The following is a 16,502-nucleotide window of genomic DNA, read 5'->3' as shown; positions in this document are numbered from 1 at the left end:
TTTTATAAAAAAGGAGACAATGCAATGTCTAAAGTATTATTCATCGTCGGCTCGCTTCGTCAAGGTTCTTTCAACCACCAATTGGCTGAGCAAGCTGAAAAAGCTTTGGCTGGCAAGGCAGAAGTTTCATATCTTGATTACAAAGATGTACCATTCTTCAACCAAGACATCGAAAGTCCTGCTCCAGCTGCTGTTGCTAAGGTTCGTGAAGAAATCTTGGCCGCTGATGCCATCTGGATTTTCTCACCTGTCTACAACTGGGCTATTCCAGGAGTAGTGAAAAACCTCTTGGACTGGGCTTCACGCGCTTTGGATCTGTCAGACCCAACTGGTCCATCTGCTCTGAATGCTAAGGTTGTTACTGTTTCATCTGTAGCTAACGGCACATCACCAGATGAAGTATTCAAGCACTACCGCAGCCTGCTGCCATTCATCCGTATGAACGTGGTAGAACCATTCACAGGTGTTGGTATCAACCCAGAAGCATGGGGAACTGGTCAACTGACTGTCGCAGAAGACAAACTTGCTGAACTCTCAGCACAGGCTGATGCTCTTTTAGCAGCCCTTAACTAAAAAGAGAAGATTATAAAAAGAAAAGAAAACTTATAAGACACTAACCCCCCGCAAATAATTGCGAGGGGTTTTAGAATACTTTACTGACAGGAACAGGTATTATAAATCAGCTAAAGAATATTTAGGATAAGGAATTTGAGATAATTTATCTTCTATTTTTGCTAGCATTTTCTCTTCTGATTCATCTATATACCCCTCAAACCAAATTTTTTCAATATCTTCTTGGTTAAAAAAGCAAGCTTGATTATCCGTCATACCAAAAGGATATACACAACCGGAATAGTCTAAATAACCAATTTCACCCTTATTATCATAAAGAGGATAACGGTTAATAATCATAATTTTTACCTGTCCATTTTTAAGTTGGACAACACTCCCTATCGGTAGTAACTTGGACATTAGAAACCTCCTTTAATAATTCTCTAGAATTCTAAGTATTTTTCTTTTTTAAACTTTTCAGAACTTTTATCTGTTTGAATAAATGGGACCTTATGAGACCAAAATAAGCAATAAAGAAGCCCATGTCACTTAGCAAATAAGACAAATAGCTGCCTTTGCTTAAATACTCAACAGATTGATAGATGGCAAAAACAGCAAAAATCAAGCCAATTCCAAACTTCCCATATATATTTCGACTAAAAATATATAAAAACTCATCTTTTATAGGTAGTGTTTCAAAGTGAAACTCTTTAAATGACGGCTCTCTCCTTGTCCTTGCAAGCAATTCTACTAGATACCCAACAATAACATAACCCAAAATTAACAAGATTATTTTCCATAGGAAGGACAAGTGGCTATTCGAAACAGAAGTAAATCCATGTAGCAGCAGAATGCTAGCTGCGGGAACATATTTCGTTAGATCTAGATGGACTTGTGGACTATGAACATTTGCATAAATTTTATTAGTTTTTGGGTCCAAATAATAGTTTCTCCCCTGATAAGTCAAGAGATAGGTTAAATATTCTTTCTTCCTCATTTTAATTGCTTTTCCAACCTTTTAAGAATAATCAATTTTCCTATTGGCTTATTTCCAAATAATATGAGTCCTGATACTGGGAGAAAACCAATGATGCCCATAAAAGAAAGAAAGCTTCCTGAAAAATAATAATCAATTATAAATTTAATTGACGTAAAAAATAGTATAGAACCAAAAAACAATATTCCTTTACATTGTGTTTGTTGGTTATAAAGAAAATTAGGCCAGTCAAAATAAAGTTTCTGATTAAAATTTTTCATAGTTCCTTTTCTAATATTTCTTAGAACAAATATTATCAAAACTAGAACGCAGAGAACAGTCGAACACAAAATAAATATTCTGATAGGCACACTGGCAACCTGAGGTGCTGTTGCTTCTGAATAAATGTTTCGTAAAAGAAAGGAAGCAGGCAGAATAGCCCAAGTGAGATTAGGAGCTTTCTCTTCTTTCTTATCTATAGAGTATAGTTCTCCAGTTTTTCTATCATAAAAAATATTCTTATCTTTGAAATTACCCAACCAAAATACATTCTTATTCATTGATTTACTCCAAGTAGCAACGGTTCATAATCATAGCACTTCCATTCAATAATTGTTCATACATTACCTTGATTCATAGATTATAAGCTAAAGCTCTTTATTTATTTTTTATCAATTGCTTTATTGCCGCCATTCTTTTCATAAAATTGCTTTTGGCTATTGCCATATAAAATATAAAATAAAAGATAAAAACTTTTACTAAGTTTATCATAGTAGGATCGTTCAAGTATTCTCTAATTTGAAAAGCAGCTAATAAAGCACTTACTACAAATGTAACAAGTAGAATATTTACTCGCTTTCTTTCTTCTTCTAAAAAATTCTTCCAACCTACATGTTCATATAATTTCGGATTAAATGCTTCAACGTTTTGACCTAAATACTCATCTTTAAATCCAAATTGACAAACCAAAGATATAAGAATAAGAGTCGCACACAAAACAATTACTCTTAAAATAGGGGATTCAAATTTTATATTGTTTACTTGAATGAGAAAAGCATTTCCTAGAATTCCAAAGGATATTACTAACCATCTGAGATTAGGAAAAATTCTCTCATTCACTTTATTAGAATATAGTTTTCTACTCTTAACGTCAAAAAAAATATTTCTGCCTTGAAAGCCACCTATAATAATCATAAATTTCGTTTTCTTCATTTTTCAATACCATCATATTAATTAAAAAAAACTAGGACTGAGAGGAAGCAAATCCTTCCTAAACTTTACCTATCCACCACTTGAGCTTCAAATTTAGCCGGTTTATTGTCTACATTGGTGATGGTGATAGTGTAGGGTTTGTTATAAGATTCAGCCAACTCTCCCAACTCATCTCTGACCCATTTGAACACAGTTTGATTACTTAGATCATAATGTAACTAACTACCACTTGCAGACTAATAGACTGTTCAGGTTGTAGGGTATACTTCCCAAGATTTTGTGCCCATAAATAAAAGAGAAAAGCAGATGCCAGAACTCCAACAAGCAATAAACTACAACCTAAATTCCAATTCCATTGTTTTTTCAAGGTCATTTGTGAATCTCCTTATAGTCGTCATACCATCTTGGAGCTCTATCCATTCTGTAAGATTTCGTTTTCTTTCCGTTTTCTCTGCTGACCCGACCACCTGATACATAGCAACAACACTATCATACGAAGAATCAAATAGACCAAACGAAGGATTCTCATCTTACCAAGAGCAGACAAAAACTCCTCCCTTGCATGACCCACTTCTTGACCTAACTGTTCAACCGTTTTGCCTGTTTCCTCTTTAATAACAGCTGCATTCTTTGAAATCAAATAATAATTTTGCTCTAAACTAGTGGTATAGGCTCTGGATATTGGTTCATCTAAGAAAAAATATACTCTATCAGCATACTTATCTTCAGACAAAGTATAGTATATTTCAGCTTCACTCTCCCATTTTTTAGGAAAACTAGTTATTCTAATATTTTCATAGTCCAGATGCATAATTCCATCTAATACATCACTAGTCCATTCTTCCGCATAGTGATAAAGAGTTGCCTTCTTATCTACCATTGGCCAAACCATAACATACCGACTATGCATGAATTCCTTGGTCAGAGCCGAGTTGCTAGCCAGACTGGTCGCACCAATCTCGTATACTGACCAAACAAGCACAATGAGCATTAAGAAAGCTTGAGTAGGTTTGTTTTTAAAATAGTTTTTCATTTTTTTTAACATTTTACTCTCCGATAGAGGGATTGGGTTTATCTAAATCTTTTTGGAAATGTTGGATAGCATTCATGAAATTTTCGAAGGTTGATGATTGTTCACTAGAATGAGAAGAAACGTATAATTTATAAGTTTCTTCTAATTTCTTCATTCCTTTCGTGTAATCTCCTTCTCCAATATTTTGAACAAATTCATAAGTTCTATAGCCAGATGTTCTCTCAACGCTATCGTAGTACGAGTTTGTAACATCAACCACGCTATCCCCATCCTTAATTTTGTGATAAACATTAACAGCATCTAAATCTGAACGATAGTCATCGTTACCAAGACTCGGCGGAAGTCCCATAGTACCTGCTACATCACCTTGCCATCCCGCTAAATCGTCTTCATTTTCAATAAAATGATTACCTGTATAATGTGCAGAAATAGTTGCAGCCATATGAGAATAGTCTATGGTTCCTCCAAATTGAGACAGTAACTCTCTAACTCTTGCTTTCTGCTTCTCGTCTAATTTATTATAATTTCCTTGACCATATGCTTTCTCAGAAGCTAAATTCAGTTTCCCTTTTATCTCATCATTTGTATCTCCCTCTTCAATCTTTTCCAATCCCGTAAAATTATGCTGATTCTGAATAGCTTTCTGAATCGTATCAATTTCATCATCTTTTAAGCCATATTTTCTCAAAACAGATTTCATTCTATAATTAATACCAACATTTATACCGTTTACCACATTCGGGCTATATAATCCACCGACCACTTGCCAAGCTCCATAAGATTTATCACCATAAGAGTAAGATGCAACTATTTTAAAGAATTCTATATTTGCTTTCTTGGATCCATATTCCTTTTCTAGCTTTTGATATAAATTTAGTAATATCTCTGATTCAGTTCGACTAAATCCATACTGTTGTCTAATAGTTTGAATAAATTTCTCTTTTTTAGTTATTGGTATGTATGTCTCAATCTTCTGCTCTTTCATCTTCTTGACCCAGCTCATATCCACTCCGTCAACATAGTGATTACCGTTGCTGTCTACTAGGACTTGGCTTAGCTGGCTGGCACCTTGGATAGCTAGACGGAGGACTTCTAGACTATCGCTGAAATATTGAGAAACCTGAGCGACAAAGAATTCCAGCTTTTCAATCTTCTCTTCCAATTCTTTGATTTGTGATTCAATTTGCGACTCTGCACTAGAGAGAATCACCAGAGACTGCATGTGAGAAACGATATTAAATGTAGCAATAGACTTCATGCGCTCTAAGAATGATTCTTTTGCTTCAATAGCCTTTTTGACAGAGGCTAGCTGCTGCTCTCTCAATTCTTTTGTCTTCTTCAGCTGATCCAGGTCGAGGTTTCCGTACTCAGCTACCTGAGCATCTGCAGCTCTGTATGAATTTAACTCCGTTTGAATGTCATCCACTGCAGCCTGTAGCTTCTTAATGGCAGGAATGATAATCTCTGAAAAAAGGCCTTTTCCTGCTGTATAGGCAGCTCCCATGAGTTCTCCTGAGTCTAGAGTAGCTATCAGGTGGTCACATCCCTGAGACAATCGGTCTGTCACCTCATTAGCCACTTGAATATTACTAGACATAGCCTCCATCAGCTGTGAAGACTCTGACGCACTGTACTTTACTCCCATGGTAAAGAGTTCCTTTCTTTCGTCAATTTTTCTCGGTTTTCATCTAATTTTTGCTGAACTTTCCTTGTTTGTTTGGAAACATTGTCCAACTCTTGTTCTACGTAGCTGTCAATTGTTTGCTGCAAGGCTTGGTTTTCTTCCCATATTTTACGATTGGTAGAACTAGTCTCTGATACGGGATCTATCAAATTTTCTATTTGGGCATTCATCGTCCAAATATCTGTACGAAAATCCATTACCTTCTCTTCATAACGCCTTTTGAGAACTAAAAGATCTTCTTCTTGATTCTCAAGCTGAATGATTTGCTTATGTAATTGCTCACGTTTTTCTTGATTTTTATCTTTTATCATCAGTTGCTCCAACGTTGCGCTTGCTCTACATCACGCTTTTCAATTTTATAAGCTATATCAGGAAATTTATTAGCCTGAGTCAGGACTGCTGCGCAAAAGTCACTGACAGCCTGCAGCATTTGATTGCATGCCTGACGGCCTGCTTCCATTCCAGCAATCTCAGTAGTATAGCTAAACTCTACCTGCTGATTTTGCTTGTCACTTGTATCTACCCCAACCAATTCACTGATAGCATTCTGAGCGGAAATAGTATTCGACTTGATTTTTCCCATAATTCTGAAACTCCTTAGAAACTTCATTTGTTTTATAACAATTTTATCACGAGAATATTACGTAGATATTACAAAAGTCGATTTTTCCTTTTCACACTTCCTTCACATAAACCAGCTCTTGGTCACTGGACAGATCAGGTCGGTAAGTGAAGCCAGCAAAGCTTAATTTTTTCATCTGTTCGATTTCTGTCACTTGGTTAGTTATTAGAGCTGTTAAAAACTCGCCACGTGCTTTTTTAGAAATGGTCGAATGGACTTTCAGCTTGCCACCACGGTCTTCCAGAAACTTGAAGCCTATCATGCGCTGACGGATTTCCTTAGAAAAGACGGTTTCAAACTCGCTGGACAGGAGGGAGAAAATCATCTCATCTTCTGCCAGTGCTTGGTCATAAGCTTCTTTCCAAAAAGCCTTGAGACTCTTCCCATCTAACTTAAGCGGCATCATAAAGTCCAAGCGATGGGGCGCTATGGGCTCCAGGGCCGGGATGACACCGTAAAGGGCTGATGTGATAGCAAGATGCTTCTCGATATACCGACTCTCTTCTTCAGTATAACCCTCTCTCTTGATATGGCGGTACATGAGGCCGTCAAAAAGATAAAGTGCTGGAGCATGCTGCGCAGTTCCTTCTCGCAGAGCCTGAATGGCTTGCCACTCTACCTCTGCTCTTTTTGGGGAGATTTTATAAAATGATGCCAAGTCAGCTACTGACATGGCTGTCAACTCATCCAACACAGCTTGAGTTTGTGCTGAAAGTGGATTAGGGATTGTAGATGGCGCAGTTAGATTCAGCTCTTTAGCAGTTGGGATAAGAATTTTCATAGTTTCCTTCTTTCATTTAGTGAATATGATGGACAACCCATTTTCCCAAGGCTGTCTCTAGTAGATAGCTGCCGATGATGAAGCCTAGCAGATTGGTCAAGATATCACCCAAGTCAAAAATGCCAAGATGAAAGAGATACTGGCTCCCCTCAACCAGACTGATAGCCAAAGTAAAATAAGCCACATGTTTCCATGACAGCTTGCAGAGAAAGCCCAGCGGAATGAACATAATGATATTCATGGTGGGTACCAGCTTATCTCCATAAATCCAATTATAGGTAAAAGACTGCAGGTCTAGACTGAAGCCCTGCCTGCCGATATTTTTCAAAAAGAGGGCATAGAATAGAATGAGAAAATAGAGGGTGTAACTAGCTAGCACCAGCCAACGGGGAATGTGCCGACTGTAGAGGCCACGAATAAAAAGCGAGGTAATGGCTGTCAGAGTCAGGATGATAGAAGCTGGTATCAACAGATTCCACTCTGGCTGATTCTTGTAAAAGACGACGGCTACGTAGGCATAAAAAAAGCGCATATAGAGCCAAGACCAAAAAATCAGACTGCCTAGGAAGGCTGCCATATCAAAGATTGTTTGTTTTTTCATCTGAAACCTCCCTTTCTTCTTTTTAAAATTATATCAAATTTCAATGGGACATTCTATTTTTTGCTTGACTTTGTTTTACAGAGATGTTATCATCTAGTTATAAAGACTAGATAAGAAAGTGATAAAGATTTGAACTCTCAACAAGTTTTTCCCAAGTGGGACGAAATACCAGAACTAGATCTATATTTAGACCAAGTTCTGCTCTATGTAAACAATGTCTGTGGCTCTTCTATTTCAGCTGCTGACAAGGGACTAACCGCTTCTATGATTAACAACTATGTCAAGCACGGCTATATTGCCAAGCCGGTCAAGAAAAAATATCAACGCCGCCAGGTAGCCCGCTTGATTGCCATTACAACCTTAAAAACGGTCTTTTCTATCCAGGAAATCTCGGCTACTTTAAATATGCTGCATAAAGAAGCAGATTCGCGAGAACTCTATGATGACTTCGTTGACTACATGAATGGCAATAAGCTAGAGGTGGCGCCCATCATTTCCACAGCCTGCCAGACGGTCAAACTCTATCAAAAGACCTTATCCCTAATCCAAGTACCAAATGAGGAGGAAGAAAATCTTGAACTACGCGCTTAAACTCAGTAAAAAACTATCTTTCGGTGAAGAAATTGCCAACGCTGTTACCCATGCGGTAGGGGCTGTTCTGATGCTGATTCTGCTGCCTATCTCAGCCATTTATAGCTATGAAGGGCACGGATTGGTGGCTGCTGTCGGAACTTCTATCTTTGTCATCAGCCTCTTTCTCATGTTCCTCTCTTCAACTGTCTACCATTCAATGTCCTATGGCTCGACCCACAAGTATATCTTGCGCATTATCGACCACTCCATGATTTACATCGCCATCGCTGGCAGCTATACGCCAGTCGTGCTGTCGCTGATGAATAACTGGTTTGGCTATCTCATCATTGCTATCCAGTGGGGAACGACCATCTTTGGCATTCTCTACAAGATTTTCGCTAAGAAGGTCAATGAAAAATTCAGCTTAGCTCTCTATTTGATTATGGGCTGGCTGGTTGTCTTTATCATTCCGCAGATTATCGGTCAAACTGGACCTGTATTCTGGGGACTCATGCTGGCTGGTGGCCTCTGCTATACTGTAGGAGCCGGCTTCTATTCTCAAAAGAAGCCCTACTTCCACATGATTTGGCACCTTTTCATTCTAGCGGCCTCTGCCCTGCAATACCTTGCTATCGTTTACTTTATGTAAGAGAAAAATACAAAACCGTCTGAGGATTCTCAGACGGTTTCTTTGTTTCTGATAATTATTGATTCATCCTTGCTTTTCAACAGTCCTTCTTTGCTTGTGCACTTTTCTGACTTGCTGAAAGATTGGATATAAGATTGGGACGGCGATGACTGTCGCTAGACTGGAGCCAAATGTACCAGTAATCTTAGCTACTGCCAGCAAAAAGGCAGCTGGTAAACTACTCCCGCCAAACAGTGTTCCTGTCAGAGTGTACTTGAAGATATTGAGCACAACTTTCACCAAAGCTGCGGCTACCGCTGTCACAAGAATATTTCTTAGTTTATCCTTTCTCTGAAAGAGTCCTTCATACAGAAAATGAATCACCACTGCTACTGCAAGTGCTTCTAACAAGATGACTGGGATTTCCGCGGCGTAACCATTCAGCAAGTCAAATATTCCCAGTCCAATAGCAGCCGCTAAAAAACCAAGTTTACTGCCAAAAATCAGACAGCCCACTACCACTAGTGCATTTCCAAAATGAATAAACTGAGCTCCGACAGGAATTTTGAAAAACTGAATGCTCAAAAAAATCAAAGCAGCAAATAAACTAATCATGGTTAAGGTTTGCAAATCGAGTGTTTGTTTCTTCATCTTTTTCCTCCATCAAGGCTTGAAAATCAGCGAAAAGCTCTCCTAGATAGGGCTGGTAAAAAACGCCCTTCTTTGGATCTATTTGCTCTTTAAAGCTAAGTGCCAAGCTCTTTTCAATAAACTTCAAAATCACAGACAGGGCTTGCTTGATATCAATTCCCTGAACAAAAGCCGCAGCTACAAGTGTCGTCAATATATCACCCGTTCCAAAAAATTGCTGGGGCAGAGCTGGACTAGAAAAGAGGTTAAACTCCTCTGTTGCCGCATCAAAATAGGCCACACCAATCTGATTCTCTTTCATGGGCAAGCCAGTCAACAAGACCTTGCTCGGTCCTAACTCAGCCAAACGTTTGCAGTACTCCTCCCATCTATCTTCTGATAAACTATCTTCGTAGGGTTCCTCCAACAACAAACAGGCTTCCGTCAAATTGGGCAGAACCAAATCAGCATGCTGGCAGAGGCGACGCATATGGTCTAGATGGGCATCTGAAAATCCCTGATAAAAAGTTCCCTTATCCCCCATGATAGGATCCACGATAAGGGGCAAGCTTTTTTCCTCTTTAAAGCGCAGCAAATTTTCCACCTGAATATCAGACTTCAAATATCCTGTTATCAGAGCTGAAAAGTTGAACTCTAGGCTCTGCCATTGTTTCAAAAAAGCAAGCATCCCATGCGTGTAATCATCTATATAGATGTTTGAAAAACCACCTGTATGGGATGATAGAATCATAGTTGGCAAAAGAGCGACTTCTAGCTGGCAAATTGCAAAAAGCGGCAGGGCAGCTGTTGCGGCAACCTTACCTAAGCCAGAAATATCTGTGGCCAGAATGACTGTTTTTGTTTTCATGACTCCTCCTACTTGTTCTCTATTGTAAAATATCTGAAAATGAGTTACAATATGAAAAAATCAAATCTGTATGGGGACAGTTTTATGGTTAAAGCAAAATACCAACGCATCGTTGATAAGATTACTAAGGATATTAAAGAGGGAAAATTGGCTACTGGTCAGAAAATCCCTTCTGTCCGCAAGCTGGCAGAGCGTTATCACTGCAGTAAGGATACTGCGCAAAAGGCTCTGATTGAGCTCAAATATCAGAAGTACATCTATGCCGTTCCAAAAAGCGGCTACTATGTGCTGGAAAATGCTCAGGAAGAAAAGCAGGATTTGGAGCTGCCTGTGAGGGATGACCGCCACCAAGCCTACGAGGATTTCCGCCTCTGTGTGAATGAAACTCTGATCGGCCGGGAAAATTATCTCTTCAACTATTACCCTCAGCAGGAAGGACTGGAGGATCTGCGCCGCTCTGTGCAAAAGCTAATGTTGGACTCTGCTGTCTATGCTTCTAGGGAGCAGCTGGTACTGACTTCTGGCACCCAGCAGGCCCTTTATATCCTTTCACAGATTGAATTTCCCAATCAAAAAGAGCGTATCTTGGTGGAGCAGCCGACTTACCATCGGATTAATGATCTTCTGCTAGCGCAAAAACTTCCTTATGAAACCATTGAAAGGACACCGCAGGGGATTAATCTGCAAGAGCTGGAGAGGATTTTTCAAAGCGGAAAGATCAAGTTCTTCTACACTATTCCGCGCTTTCACTATCCCTTGGGTCACTCCTACAGTCGGCAGGACAAGGAAGAGATTCTTCGGCTGGCCCAGCTCTATAATGTCTATATTGTAGAAGATGACTACCTATCAGACTTTGATGGCCGACGGGAGCTGACCTTTCACTATTTAGACAATAGCCAGCGGGTCATCTACATCAAGTCCTTTTCAACCAGCCTTTTCCCAGCCCTAAGGATCACTGCCCTGCTCCTTCCACCCCAGATTCAAACGACCTTCATCGCTTACAAAAGCGCCGTAGACTACGACAGCAACCTCATCATGCAGAAGGCCCTATCGCTCTACATCGACAGTCTCATGTTTGAAAAAAATAGGCTGGCGCTGCTGCAGCTTCAAGAAGAGGAAGCAAGAAAAGCCCAGATACTACTGGAGCAAGCTCAGCTGCCGCTAGCCAGCTATTTGACCAAGGACGGCATTCTACTAGACTTAAGGTCACTTCCTTCCGTCAGTGCTCTCAAACACAGCAGCCTGCCGCTTGACTTCTTTGAACAGAGCTACCTTGCTAGCTGCCCTTACCAGTATGCCAAGCTGCCTTACGATAACTTAGAAGAAAATATAGAGAAACTAAAAGACTATGTAAAATAGGTGTAGAATTCATTCGGAATTCTACACCTTTCATTTATAATCAGGCTTTTCAAGATTCCATCATCCCAGCCTGCAGTTGATACATTTTCTTATAGGTTCCATCTTGGGCTAACAATTCTTCGTGGCTGCCGAATTCGATAATGCGCCCCTTATCTAAGACATAGATGCAGTCGGCATCCTGAATGGTAGACAGACGGTGGGCGATGGCAATGGTTGTCCGTCCCCGCCGCATTTTTCTCAGTGAGGCTTGAATCAACTCTTCTGTTTCCGAATCAATATTGGCTGTCGCCTCATCCAAAATTAAGATTTTAGGCTTGGTGGCGATGGTTCTGGCAAAGGCTAGAAGCTGACGCTGACCGCTGGAAAAAGTCGCTCCCCGCTCAGTCACAGGAGCATCATAGCCTTGAGGCAGCTGACTGATAAAGCCATGAGCATCTACAAACTTAGCCGCTTCTATAATGTCTTCTCGCGTCAGCTGCTCTTGGTAAAGCTGGATATTGGAGGCAACGGTACCGTGATAAAGGAAGGGCTCCTGCAAAACAAGACCAATCTTTCGCCGCAGCTCCTCCTGACTAAAGTCTTTAATGTCACGGCCATCAATCAAAATTTGCCCTCGTTCAAACTCATAAAAACGCAGGAAAAGATTGATAATAGAGGACTTGCCAGAGCCAGTCGATCCTACAAAGGCAATTGTCTGGCCTTTTTTGACTGAAAAGGAGATATCCTGCAAAACATCACGCTTCCCATCATAAGAAAAGGAAACATGCTTGAATTCGATACTGCCATCTTGGATTTGCAGATCTTGATTAGCCTGCTCAGGCTCATAGTCAGTGCGGTCTATAATTTCAAAAACCCGCTCCGCAGCAACCATAGATGTCTGTAAAACAGAGTAATTCTGCATGACATCAATCAAAGGATTAAAAAGCTGATTAACATACTGGATAAAGGCATACATAATACCAGCCGTAATTCCCACCACTTGCCAAGTCAAGCCAAAGTAAGTCAGAATCACTCCATAAGCCAAGATTTTCAGTAGGGACATGGCTGGCCTCAGAAAGAGACTGTTGATATTGAGATAGCGATTGGTGAAACCTAAATGTTGGCCGTTAATTTCTTCAAATTCCCGCAGCAAGCGCTTCTCTTGTCCAAATGCCTGAATAATCCGCATTCCCTCGATACTCTCAGATAGCTTGACATTCAAATCGCTGAGTTTATTCCGGACCTGCTTGAGCTGACGATTGGATAAATGCTGATAGAGCAAGATAGAGGCTGCCATCAGAGGCAAAAAGAGAGCGATCATCAGGGTCAATTGCCAGTTGAGGGCAAACATAGCGCTCAAAGTAACAACTAAAATCAGCAAAGAGCTCAAAAAATTAGAAAAAATCTCACTGAACATATCTGCTACTGCCTGAGTATCATTGGTCAGGCGGGAAACGATAGCACCAGCTGGCGTTTTATCAAAATAAGCCATTTGCAGACGCTGGATATTGGCAAAGCTTTCCTGTCGCAAGTCCCGAACCACACTTTGAGCCACACGCGCAAAGAAATACTTTCCCAAGAAGGTAAAAAGTACCCGCAAGAGGAAAAGACCATAGTAAAGAGCCAGCAAAGGCAGGCCAGCCCAGGCCTGATTGCGGCCGATAAACTGATCAATAAAATAGCGGGCCAGAAGCGGCAATGCCGTTGTGACCAGAGTCGTCAGCAGGATGAAGGTCAAGGCCATACTGCTCACTATCCTGTAGCGCCACATATAGCCTAGGAGGCGATGAAAAGTTGCTTTCTTTTTCATGTTAATCTTCCTCCTTTAAGCTTTCTGCCAGCTGCTGATTATGGTATGTCTGAGCATACCAGCCCTTTTGCTCCAATAGCTCTTGGTGAGTGCCCCGCTCCTTGATTCGTCCCTCTTCCATGACCAAAATCAGGTCTGCATGCACCAAGGCCGACAGCCGATGAGCTGTGATGATGGTTGTCTTGCCAGCACGCTCTGACTTTAGATTTTCTAAAATCAGATGCTCCGTCTTGGCATCAACAGCCGACAGGGAATCATCCAAAATCAGAATTTCAGGATTTGTAATAATAGCCCGACTCATCGCCAAGCGCTGCTTCTGTCCACCCGATAGAGACAAGCCCCGCTCACCGACAACCGTATCCAACCCCTCTGGCATAGCCTGAATATCCTCATAAACACCGCAGAGTTGAGCGGCAGCTAAAACTTGACTATCTGTCAGCTGGGGACAAGCAAAGCGGATATTATCCCGAATCGACAGAGCAAAGAGCATCTGTTCCTGTGGTACATAGCCGATAAGACGGCGCAAGTCTTTGAGGCGGTACTCCCGGATATCATGGCCATTCAGATAGATAGCCCCCTCCTGAATATCCTGCTCCCGCAGTAGCAAGCGCAGAAGAGTGGTCTTCCCTGAGCCCGTCTGTCCGACAATTCCCAGTGTCTGTCCCTGCTCAATGGAAAAATGAATATCCGATAAACTAGTCTCCTCTGCATAAGCAAACTTCTGAATGTCATAATCCAATCGACCATTTTCCGCATGAGAAAGAGGCTGTTCAGCTTCCTTGACATCTGACTCCTGAGCCAGCAGTTTCTCAATCCGTTCATAGGAAACAGCACCTCGCTGGCCGATGTTAAAAAGATAGCCTGTAGCCTGAAGCGGCCAAACCAGCATATCCAGATAAGTGATAAAGGTAACCAACTCTCCTATGGTAAACTGCCCTTGGGAGATAAAAATTCCACCGAAAATCAAGGTCAAAACATAAGAAAGACCGATAAAAAGCAAAACCAAGGGGTCAAAAAGAGCATCGTACTTTGCAGCCAAAACGTTTTTTTCGTAGACCTCCTGATTGGTCTTAGCAAAAGACTGAGTCTCCGCCTCCTGATAGCCAAAGGACTTGGTCACTCGAATCCCTGAAACACTCTCCTGAACCTTATTGTTCAAATCCGAAAATGCCTCTTGAGCAGCCTTAAAACTTTCATGATTTTTTCGGCCAATCAAGCCCGTACCCCACGACAAGAAGGGCATGGGCACAATGGCAATCAAGGTTAGCCGCCAGTCCAAAACGAAAAACATAGTTAGCAGGGTCACCAGGGCTGTAATAGAAGCATCCACAGCTGACATGACTCCACCCCCAGCCAGACTGACAATTGCATTGATATCGTTGGTCGCATGAGCCATCAAGTCCCCTGTACGGTATTTCTGATAAAAAGAGGGAGACATGTGAGTAAAGTGCTCGAACAATCTAGAGCGCAGAATCCGTCCCAGATTATTGGACGTCCCTAAGATATAAAGGCGCCAGACATAACGCAGGCCGTACATGATAAAAGCTGAAGCAATCAGCAACAGCAAATTAAAGAACAGCTCTTGAGAAGTCAGATGTTTGTTAGCAATTCGGTCAATAACCTGACCGATGATTCTAGGCGGTATCAGATTGAAGACACTGACCAAGGACAAGGCCAAGATACCGATGATATAGCGCCGCTTTTCCAACTTAAAAAACCAGGCTAATTTTCTAATGAGGTTCATAATTTCTCCTATTCTTACTAGTCTTTTTATTATACTGTTTTTTGAGGAAAAATGAAACACAGCGGATTGGAACGCTGTGCTTCGATTCTATTTTTTACTGGTCAGCTGGTAACTAACAGCCAGTAAATCAAAGATTTCCTGATCGCTCAGTCTATCATCCAAGGGCAGACTGAGCCAATATTTCTTATTCATGTGAAAGGCCGGGTAAATCCCCTTTTTCTGAATCAGTTCTGCTACATGATCATTCTTAACATTTAGCACCTCAATAGCGCCGCTTCGCTCTGCTTCAAACTTAGACCAGTCTGTGGTCAGAAAAGCCCCATACCATTTTTTACTGTCCTGGTGGCGGAAAACTCCAGCCTTGGTCGAGCTCTTTCTGGACGACTTCTCCCAGAGGTACTCTATTTGCCCCTGATAAACCTCAGCCGCATGATCCCGCAGTCGCTTACTCTGCTCATAGAGAAAGCCAACCTCGTCAAAACAGTGCTGACGGATAGCCAGCAGTACTGCCTGACAAGCTTCACGGACCTGACCGACAAACTCCCCCGTCACCTGCTCCATCTTGACCTGCAGATAAACATCATCAGTATCGCAGTCAAAGACCTGATAGTCCAACTCCCCATCTCTGATAGTTACTTCCAAGCGAAAGTCACCCTTCATAATCTTCTGCGAGAAATGGTAAACTCCATCAGACTCCTTAAAACCGTAAGTCTGAAGCTTATTTGGATTAGACTTGTATTTTTCAAATAGTTCCAACATTTTATTAGGAGCCGCTAGAGCCCTTCTCCTCCTTAAAATACAATTTTAGTCCCATGCAGCTGGTCAACTGCCAGACTGTCTATAATTTGCTGACGATTGCCCAGATGAATGCCACCGCCCGGCATGATATCAATCCGATCAGCGGCATGCTCGATTAATTCGTCCAGCCAAGCAAAATGCTCCTCAATCGGCTCATTAGCAGGTCCTCCGTGGGTCAAAATTCGCTGGACACCGTTCTCAATCAGCCAATCCATTTCGCCAAACTGGTATTCAGCCGGTATCGCATCAAAAGCCATGTGGAAGACTACTTCCAGTCCCTTGCATGCCTCCAGCAGCCGCTGCATCTTCGAAACATCTATTTCGTTCTTCTCCGTCAAGACACCAAAAACCACTCCCTGACTGCCGACTTCCTTGGCTTTTTGGATATCTGCCAGCATAATCTCAATTTCAAGTTCCGAGTAAACAAAATCACCGCCTCGGGGCCGAATCATGGTCATCACAGTCGCACCGTAAGGCTTGGCTAAGTCAACTGCTGCTTGAATTACGCCGTAACTGGGTGTCGTGCCTCCGACAGCCAGATTATCACAGAGCTCAATCCGCTGGGCTCCAGCCTTCATAGCCTTTTTTAACAAGGTTACATTTTCCGCACAAAATTCATAAAGCATTATCTTACCTCTGATTTAATATATTG

General features: G+C 41.4%; 22 protein-coding genes. 4 read left to right on the top strand and 18 right to left on the bottom strand.

The genetic code is table 11. The features are described from left to right. The first annotated feature begins 24 nt into the window (after positions 1 to 24). On the top strand, positions 25 to 573 hold the full coding sequence (locus RYK49_RS02655) for an NADPH-dependent FMN reductase (protein ID WP_002895223.1): 549 nt from the start codon (positions 25 to 27) through the stop codon (positions 571 to 573). 99 nt (positions 574 to 672) lie between these two features. Here RYK49_RS02655 and RYK49_RS02650 read toward each other — a convergent pair whose 3' ends face one another. From RYK49_RS02650 to RYK49_RS02595, 12 genes are all read right to left on the bottom strand, one after another. Then, positions 673 to 972, bottom strand: a complete 300-nt coding sequence (locus RYK49_RS02650; protein WP_314831266.1) for a DUF4176 domain-containing protein — start codon at positions 970 to 972, stop codon at positions 673 to 675. Between the two features lie 31 nt (positions 973 to 1,003). Beyond that, positions 1,004 to 1,549, bottom strand: coding sequence for a hypothetical protein (locus RYK49_RS02645; protein WP_314831267.1), 546 nt, complete (start codon positions 1,547 to 1,549; stop codon positions 1,004 to 1,006). Next, positions 1,546 to 2,088 (bottom strand): hypothetical protein, encoded by a 543-nt coding sequence (locus RYK49_RS02640; RefSeq protein WP_314831268.1) that lies wholly within the window; start codon positions 2,086 to 2,088, stop codon positions 1,546 to 1,548. The genes RYK49_RS02645 and RYK49_RS02640 overlap by 4 nt, the downstream gene beginning before the upstream one ends. Positions 2,089 to 2,185: 97 nt before the next feature. Continuing rightward, the gene (locus RYK49_RS02635; RefSeq protein ID WP_314864785.1) at positions 2,186 to 2,740 is read right to left on the bottom strand and encodes an ABC transporter permease; all 555 of its coding nucleotides are present in this window, start codon (positions 2,738 to 2,740) and stop codon (positions 2,186 to 2,188) included. Between the two features lie 65 nt (positions 2,741 to 2,805). Further along, positions 2,806 to 2,931, bottom strand: coding sequence for a hypothetical protein (locus RYK49_RS02630; RefSeq protein WP_002917083.1), 126 nt, complete (start codon positions 2,929 to 2,931; stop codon positions 2,806 to 2,808). Between the two features lie 11 nt (positions 2,932 to 2,942). Further along, positions 2,943 to 3,113 carry a hypothetical protein gene (locus tag RYK49_RS02625; protein ID WP_002917082.1) on the bottom strand — a complete coding sequence of 57 codons (171 nt, stop codon included), beginning with the start codon at positions 3,111 to 3,113 and terminating at the stop codon, positions 2,943 to 2,945. A gap of 39 nt (positions 3,114 to 3,152) precedes the next feature. Continuing rightward, on the bottom strand, positions 3,153 to 3,785 hold the full coding sequence (locus RYK49_RS02620; protein ID WP_002917081.1) for a hypothetical protein: 633 nt from the start codon (positions 3,783 to 3,785) through the stop codon (positions 3,153 to 3,155). 1 nt (position 3,786) lies between these two features. Beyond that, entirely contained in the window at positions 3,787 to 5,418 is a 1,632-nt protein-coding gene (locus tag RYK49_RS02615; RefSeq protein ID WP_314864780.1) for an ATP-binding protein, read from the bottom strand. Further along, a complete protein-coding gene (locus RYK49_RS02610; protein WP_125337125.1) occupies positions 5,409 to 5,768 on the bottom strand; it encodes a hypothetical protein in 360 nt (119 codons plus the stop codon). The genes RYK49_RS02615 and RYK49_RS02610 overlap by 10 nt, the downstream gene beginning before the upstream one ends. Next, positions 5,768 to 6,067: a TIGR04197 family type VII secretion effector gene (locus tag RYK49_RS02605; protein WP_314864777.1), complete on the bottom strand. Its 300-nt coding sequence runs from the start codon at positions 6,065 to 6,067 to the stop codon at positions 5,768 to 5,770. The genes RYK49_RS02610 and RYK49_RS02605 overlap by 1 nt, the downstream gene beginning before the upstream one ends. Before the next feature lie 64 nt (positions 6,068 to 6,131). Then, positions 6,132 to 6,860, bottom strand: coding sequence for a peroxide stress protein YaaA (gene yaaA / locus RYK49_RS02600; RefSeq protein WP_314864775.1), 729 nt, complete (start codon positions 6,858 to 6,860; stop codon positions 6,132 to 6,134). 16 nt (positions 6,861 to 6,876) lie between these two features. Next, positions 6,877 to 7,461: a VanZ family protein gene (locus tag RYK49_RS02595; RefSeq protein WP_314864773.1), complete on the bottom strand. Its 585-nt coding sequence runs from the start codon at positions 7,459 to 7,461 to the stop codon at positions 6,877 to 6,879. A gap of 129 nt (positions 7,462 to 7,590) precedes the next feature. Between RYK49_RS02595 and RYK49_RS02590 the strand changes: the two genes are divergently transcribed. Both RYK49_RS02590 and RYK49_RS02585 read left to right on the top strand, forming a co-directional pair. Next, positions 7,591 to 8,052: a DUF1836 domain-containing protein gene (locus RYK49_RS02590; protein WP_314864771.1), complete on the top strand. Its 462-nt coding sequence runs from the start codon at positions 7,591 to 7,593 to the stop codon at positions 8,050 to 8,052. Next, positions 8,036 to 8,683 carry a hemolysin III family protein gene (locus tag RYK49_RS02585; RefSeq protein WP_314864768.1) on the top strand — a complete coding sequence of 216 codons (648 nt, stop codon included), beginning with the start codon at positions 8,036 to 8,038 and terminating at the stop codon, positions 8,681 to 8,683. Before RYK49_RS02590 ends, RYK49_RS02585 begins: the two co-directional genes overlap by 17 nt. Before the next feature lie 63 nt (positions 8,684 to 8,746). On the opposite strand, the gene RYK49_RS02580 is transcribed toward RYK49_RS02585, so the two are convergent. Both RYK49_RS02580 and RYK49_RS02575 read right to left on the bottom strand, forming a co-directional pair. Next, positions 8,747 to 9,313, bottom strand: a complete 567-nt coding sequence (locus tag RYK49_RS02580) for an ECF transporter S component (RefSeq protein ID WP_314864766.1) — start codon at positions 9,311 to 9,313, stop codon at positions 8,747 to 8,749. After that, complete coding sequence (locus RYK49_RS02575; protein WP_314831293.1) at positions 9,270 to 10,160, bottom strand: pyridoxamine kinase; 891 nt, start codon at positions 10,158 to 10,160, stop codon at positions 9,270 to 9,272. Before RYK49_RS02575 ends, RYK49_RS02580 begins: the two co-directional genes overlap by 44 nt. 39 nt (positions 10,161 to 10,199) lie before the next feature. Between RYK49_RS02575 and RYK49_RS02570 the strand changes: the two genes are divergently transcribed. Next, positions 10,200 to 11,519 carry a PLP-dependent aminotransferase family protein gene (locus RYK49_RS02570; protein WP_314831292.1) on the top strand — a complete coding sequence of 440 codons (1,320 nt, stop codon included), beginning with the start codon at positions 10,200 to 10,202 and terminating at the stop codon, positions 11,517 to 11,519. Positions 11,520 to 11,568: 49 nt separating this feature from the next. On the opposite strand, the gene RYK49_RS02565 is transcribed toward RYK49_RS02570, so the two are convergent. The 4 genes from RYK49_RS02565 to RYK49_RS02550 all read right to left on the bottom strand — a co-directional run bounded on the left by RYK49_RS02565 (position 11,569) and on the right by RYK49_RS02550 (position 16,476). Then, positions 11,569 to 13,308, bottom strand: coding sequence for an ABC transporter ATP-binding protein (locus RYK49_RS02565; protein ID WP_314831291.1), 1,740 nt, complete (start codon positions 13,306 to 13,308; stop codon positions 11,569 to 11,571). Position 13,309: 1 nt separating this feature from the next. Then, a complete protein-coding gene (locus RYK49_RS02560) occupies positions 13,310 to 15,052 on the bottom strand; it encodes an ABC transporter transmembrane domain-containing protein (protein WP_314864764.1) in 1,743 nt (580 codons plus the stop codon). Positions 15,053 to 15,139: 87 nt separating this feature from the next. After that, positions 15,140 to 15,811: an MmcQ/YjbR family DNA-binding protein gene (locus RYK49_RS02555; protein ID WP_111675663.1), complete on the bottom strand. Its 672-nt coding sequence runs from the start codon at positions 15,809 to 15,811 to the stop codon at positions 15,140 to 15,142. A 32-nt stretch (positions 15,812 to 15,843) separates the two neighbouring features. Further along, entirely contained in the window at positions 15,844 to 16,476 is a 633-nt protein-coding gene (locus RYK49_RS02550) for a copper homeostasis protein CutC (RefSeq protein WP_172454721.1), read from the bottom strand. Positions 16,477 to 16,502 lie beyond the last annotated feature (26 nt).

This window comes from uncultured Streptococcus sp., assembly GCF_963525625.1.
GTDB lineage: Bacteria > Bacillota > Bacilli > Lactobacillales > Streptococcaceae > Streptococcus.
The sequence above is the reverse complement of the archived record's forward strand: the minus strand, read 5'-3'. Positions and strand labels throughout refer to the sequence as shown.

Bases quoted from the DNA above. Each gene is read 5' to 3' on its own strand.
- RYK49_RS02580 (WP_314864766.1), bottom strand. From the start codon at position 9,313: ATGAAGAAACAAACACTCGATTTGCAAACCTTAACCATGATTAGTTTA.
- RYK49_RS02595 (WP_314864773.1), bottom strand. From the start codon at position 7,461: ATGAAAAAACAAACAATCTTTGATATGGCAGCCTTCCTAGGCAGTCTG.
- RYK49_RS02620 (WP_002917081.1), bottom strand. From the start codon at position 3,785: ATGTTAAAAAAAATGAAAAACTATTTTAAAAACAAACCTACTCAAGCT.
- RYK49_RS02645 (WP_314831267.1), bottom strand. From the start codon at position 1,549: ATGAGGAAGAAAGAATATTTAACCTATCTCTTGACTTATCAGGGGAGA.
- RYK49_RS02650 (WP_314831266.1), bottom strand. From the start codon at position 972: ATGTCCAAGTTACTACCGATAGGGAGTGTTGTCCAACTTAAAAATGGA.
- RYK49_RS02570 (WP_314831292.1), top strand. From the start codon at position 10,200: ATGAGTTACAATATGAAAAAATCAAATCTGTATGGGGACAGTTTTATG.
- RYK49_RS02575 (WP_314831293.1), bottom strand. From the start codon at position 10,160: ATGAAAACAAAAACAGTCATTCTGGCCACAGATATTTCTGGCTTAGGT.
- RYK49_RS02640 (WP_314831268.1), bottom strand. From the start codon at position 2,088: ATGAATAAGAATGTATTTTGGTTGGGTAATTTCAAAGATAAGAATATT.
- RYK49_RS02550 (WP_172454721.1), bottom strand. From the start codon at position 16,476: ATGCTTTATGAATTTTGTGCGGAAAATGTAACCTTGTTAAAAAAGGCT.
- RYK49_RS02655 (WP_002895223.1), top strand. From the start codon at position 25: ATGTCTAAAGTATTATTCATCGTCGGCTCGCTTCGTCAAGGTTCTTTC.
- RYK49_RS02560 (WP_314864764.1), bottom strand. From the start codon at position 15,052: ATGAACCTCATTAGAAAATTAGCCTGGTTTTTTAAGTTGGAAAAGCGG.
- RYK49_RS02615 (WP_314864780.1), bottom strand. From the start codon at position 5,418: ATGGGAGTAAAGTACAGTGCGTCAGAGTCTTCACAGCTGATGGAGGCT.
- RYK49_RS02635 (WP_314864785.1), bottom strand. From the start codon at position 2,740: ATGAAGAAAACGAAATTTATGATTATTATAGGTGGCTTTCAAGGCAGA.
- RYK49_RS02565 (WP_314831291.1), bottom strand. From the start codon at position 13,308: ATGAAAAAGAAAGCAACTTTTCATCGCCTCCTAGGCTATATGTGGCGC.
- RYK49_RS02610 (WP_125337125.1), bottom strand. From the start codon at position 5,768: ATGATAAAAGATAAAAATCAAGAAAAACGTGAGCAATTACATAAGCAA.
- RYK49_RS02625 (WP_002917082.1), bottom strand. From the start codon at position 3,113: ATGACCTTGAAAAAACAATGGAATTGGAATTTAGGTTGTAGTTTATTG.
- RYK49_RS02605 (WP_314864777.1), bottom strand. From the start codon at position 6,067: ATGAAGTTTCTAAGGAGTTTCAGAATTATGGGAAAAATCAAGTCGAAT.
- yaaA (WP_314864775.1), bottom strand. From the start codon at position 6,860: ATGAAAATTCTTATCCCAACTGCTAAAGAGCTGAATCTAACTGCGCCA.
- RYK49_RS02555 (WP_111675663.1), bottom strand. From the start codon at position 15,811: ATGTTGGAACTATTTGAAAAATACAAGTCTAATCCAAATAAGCTTCAG.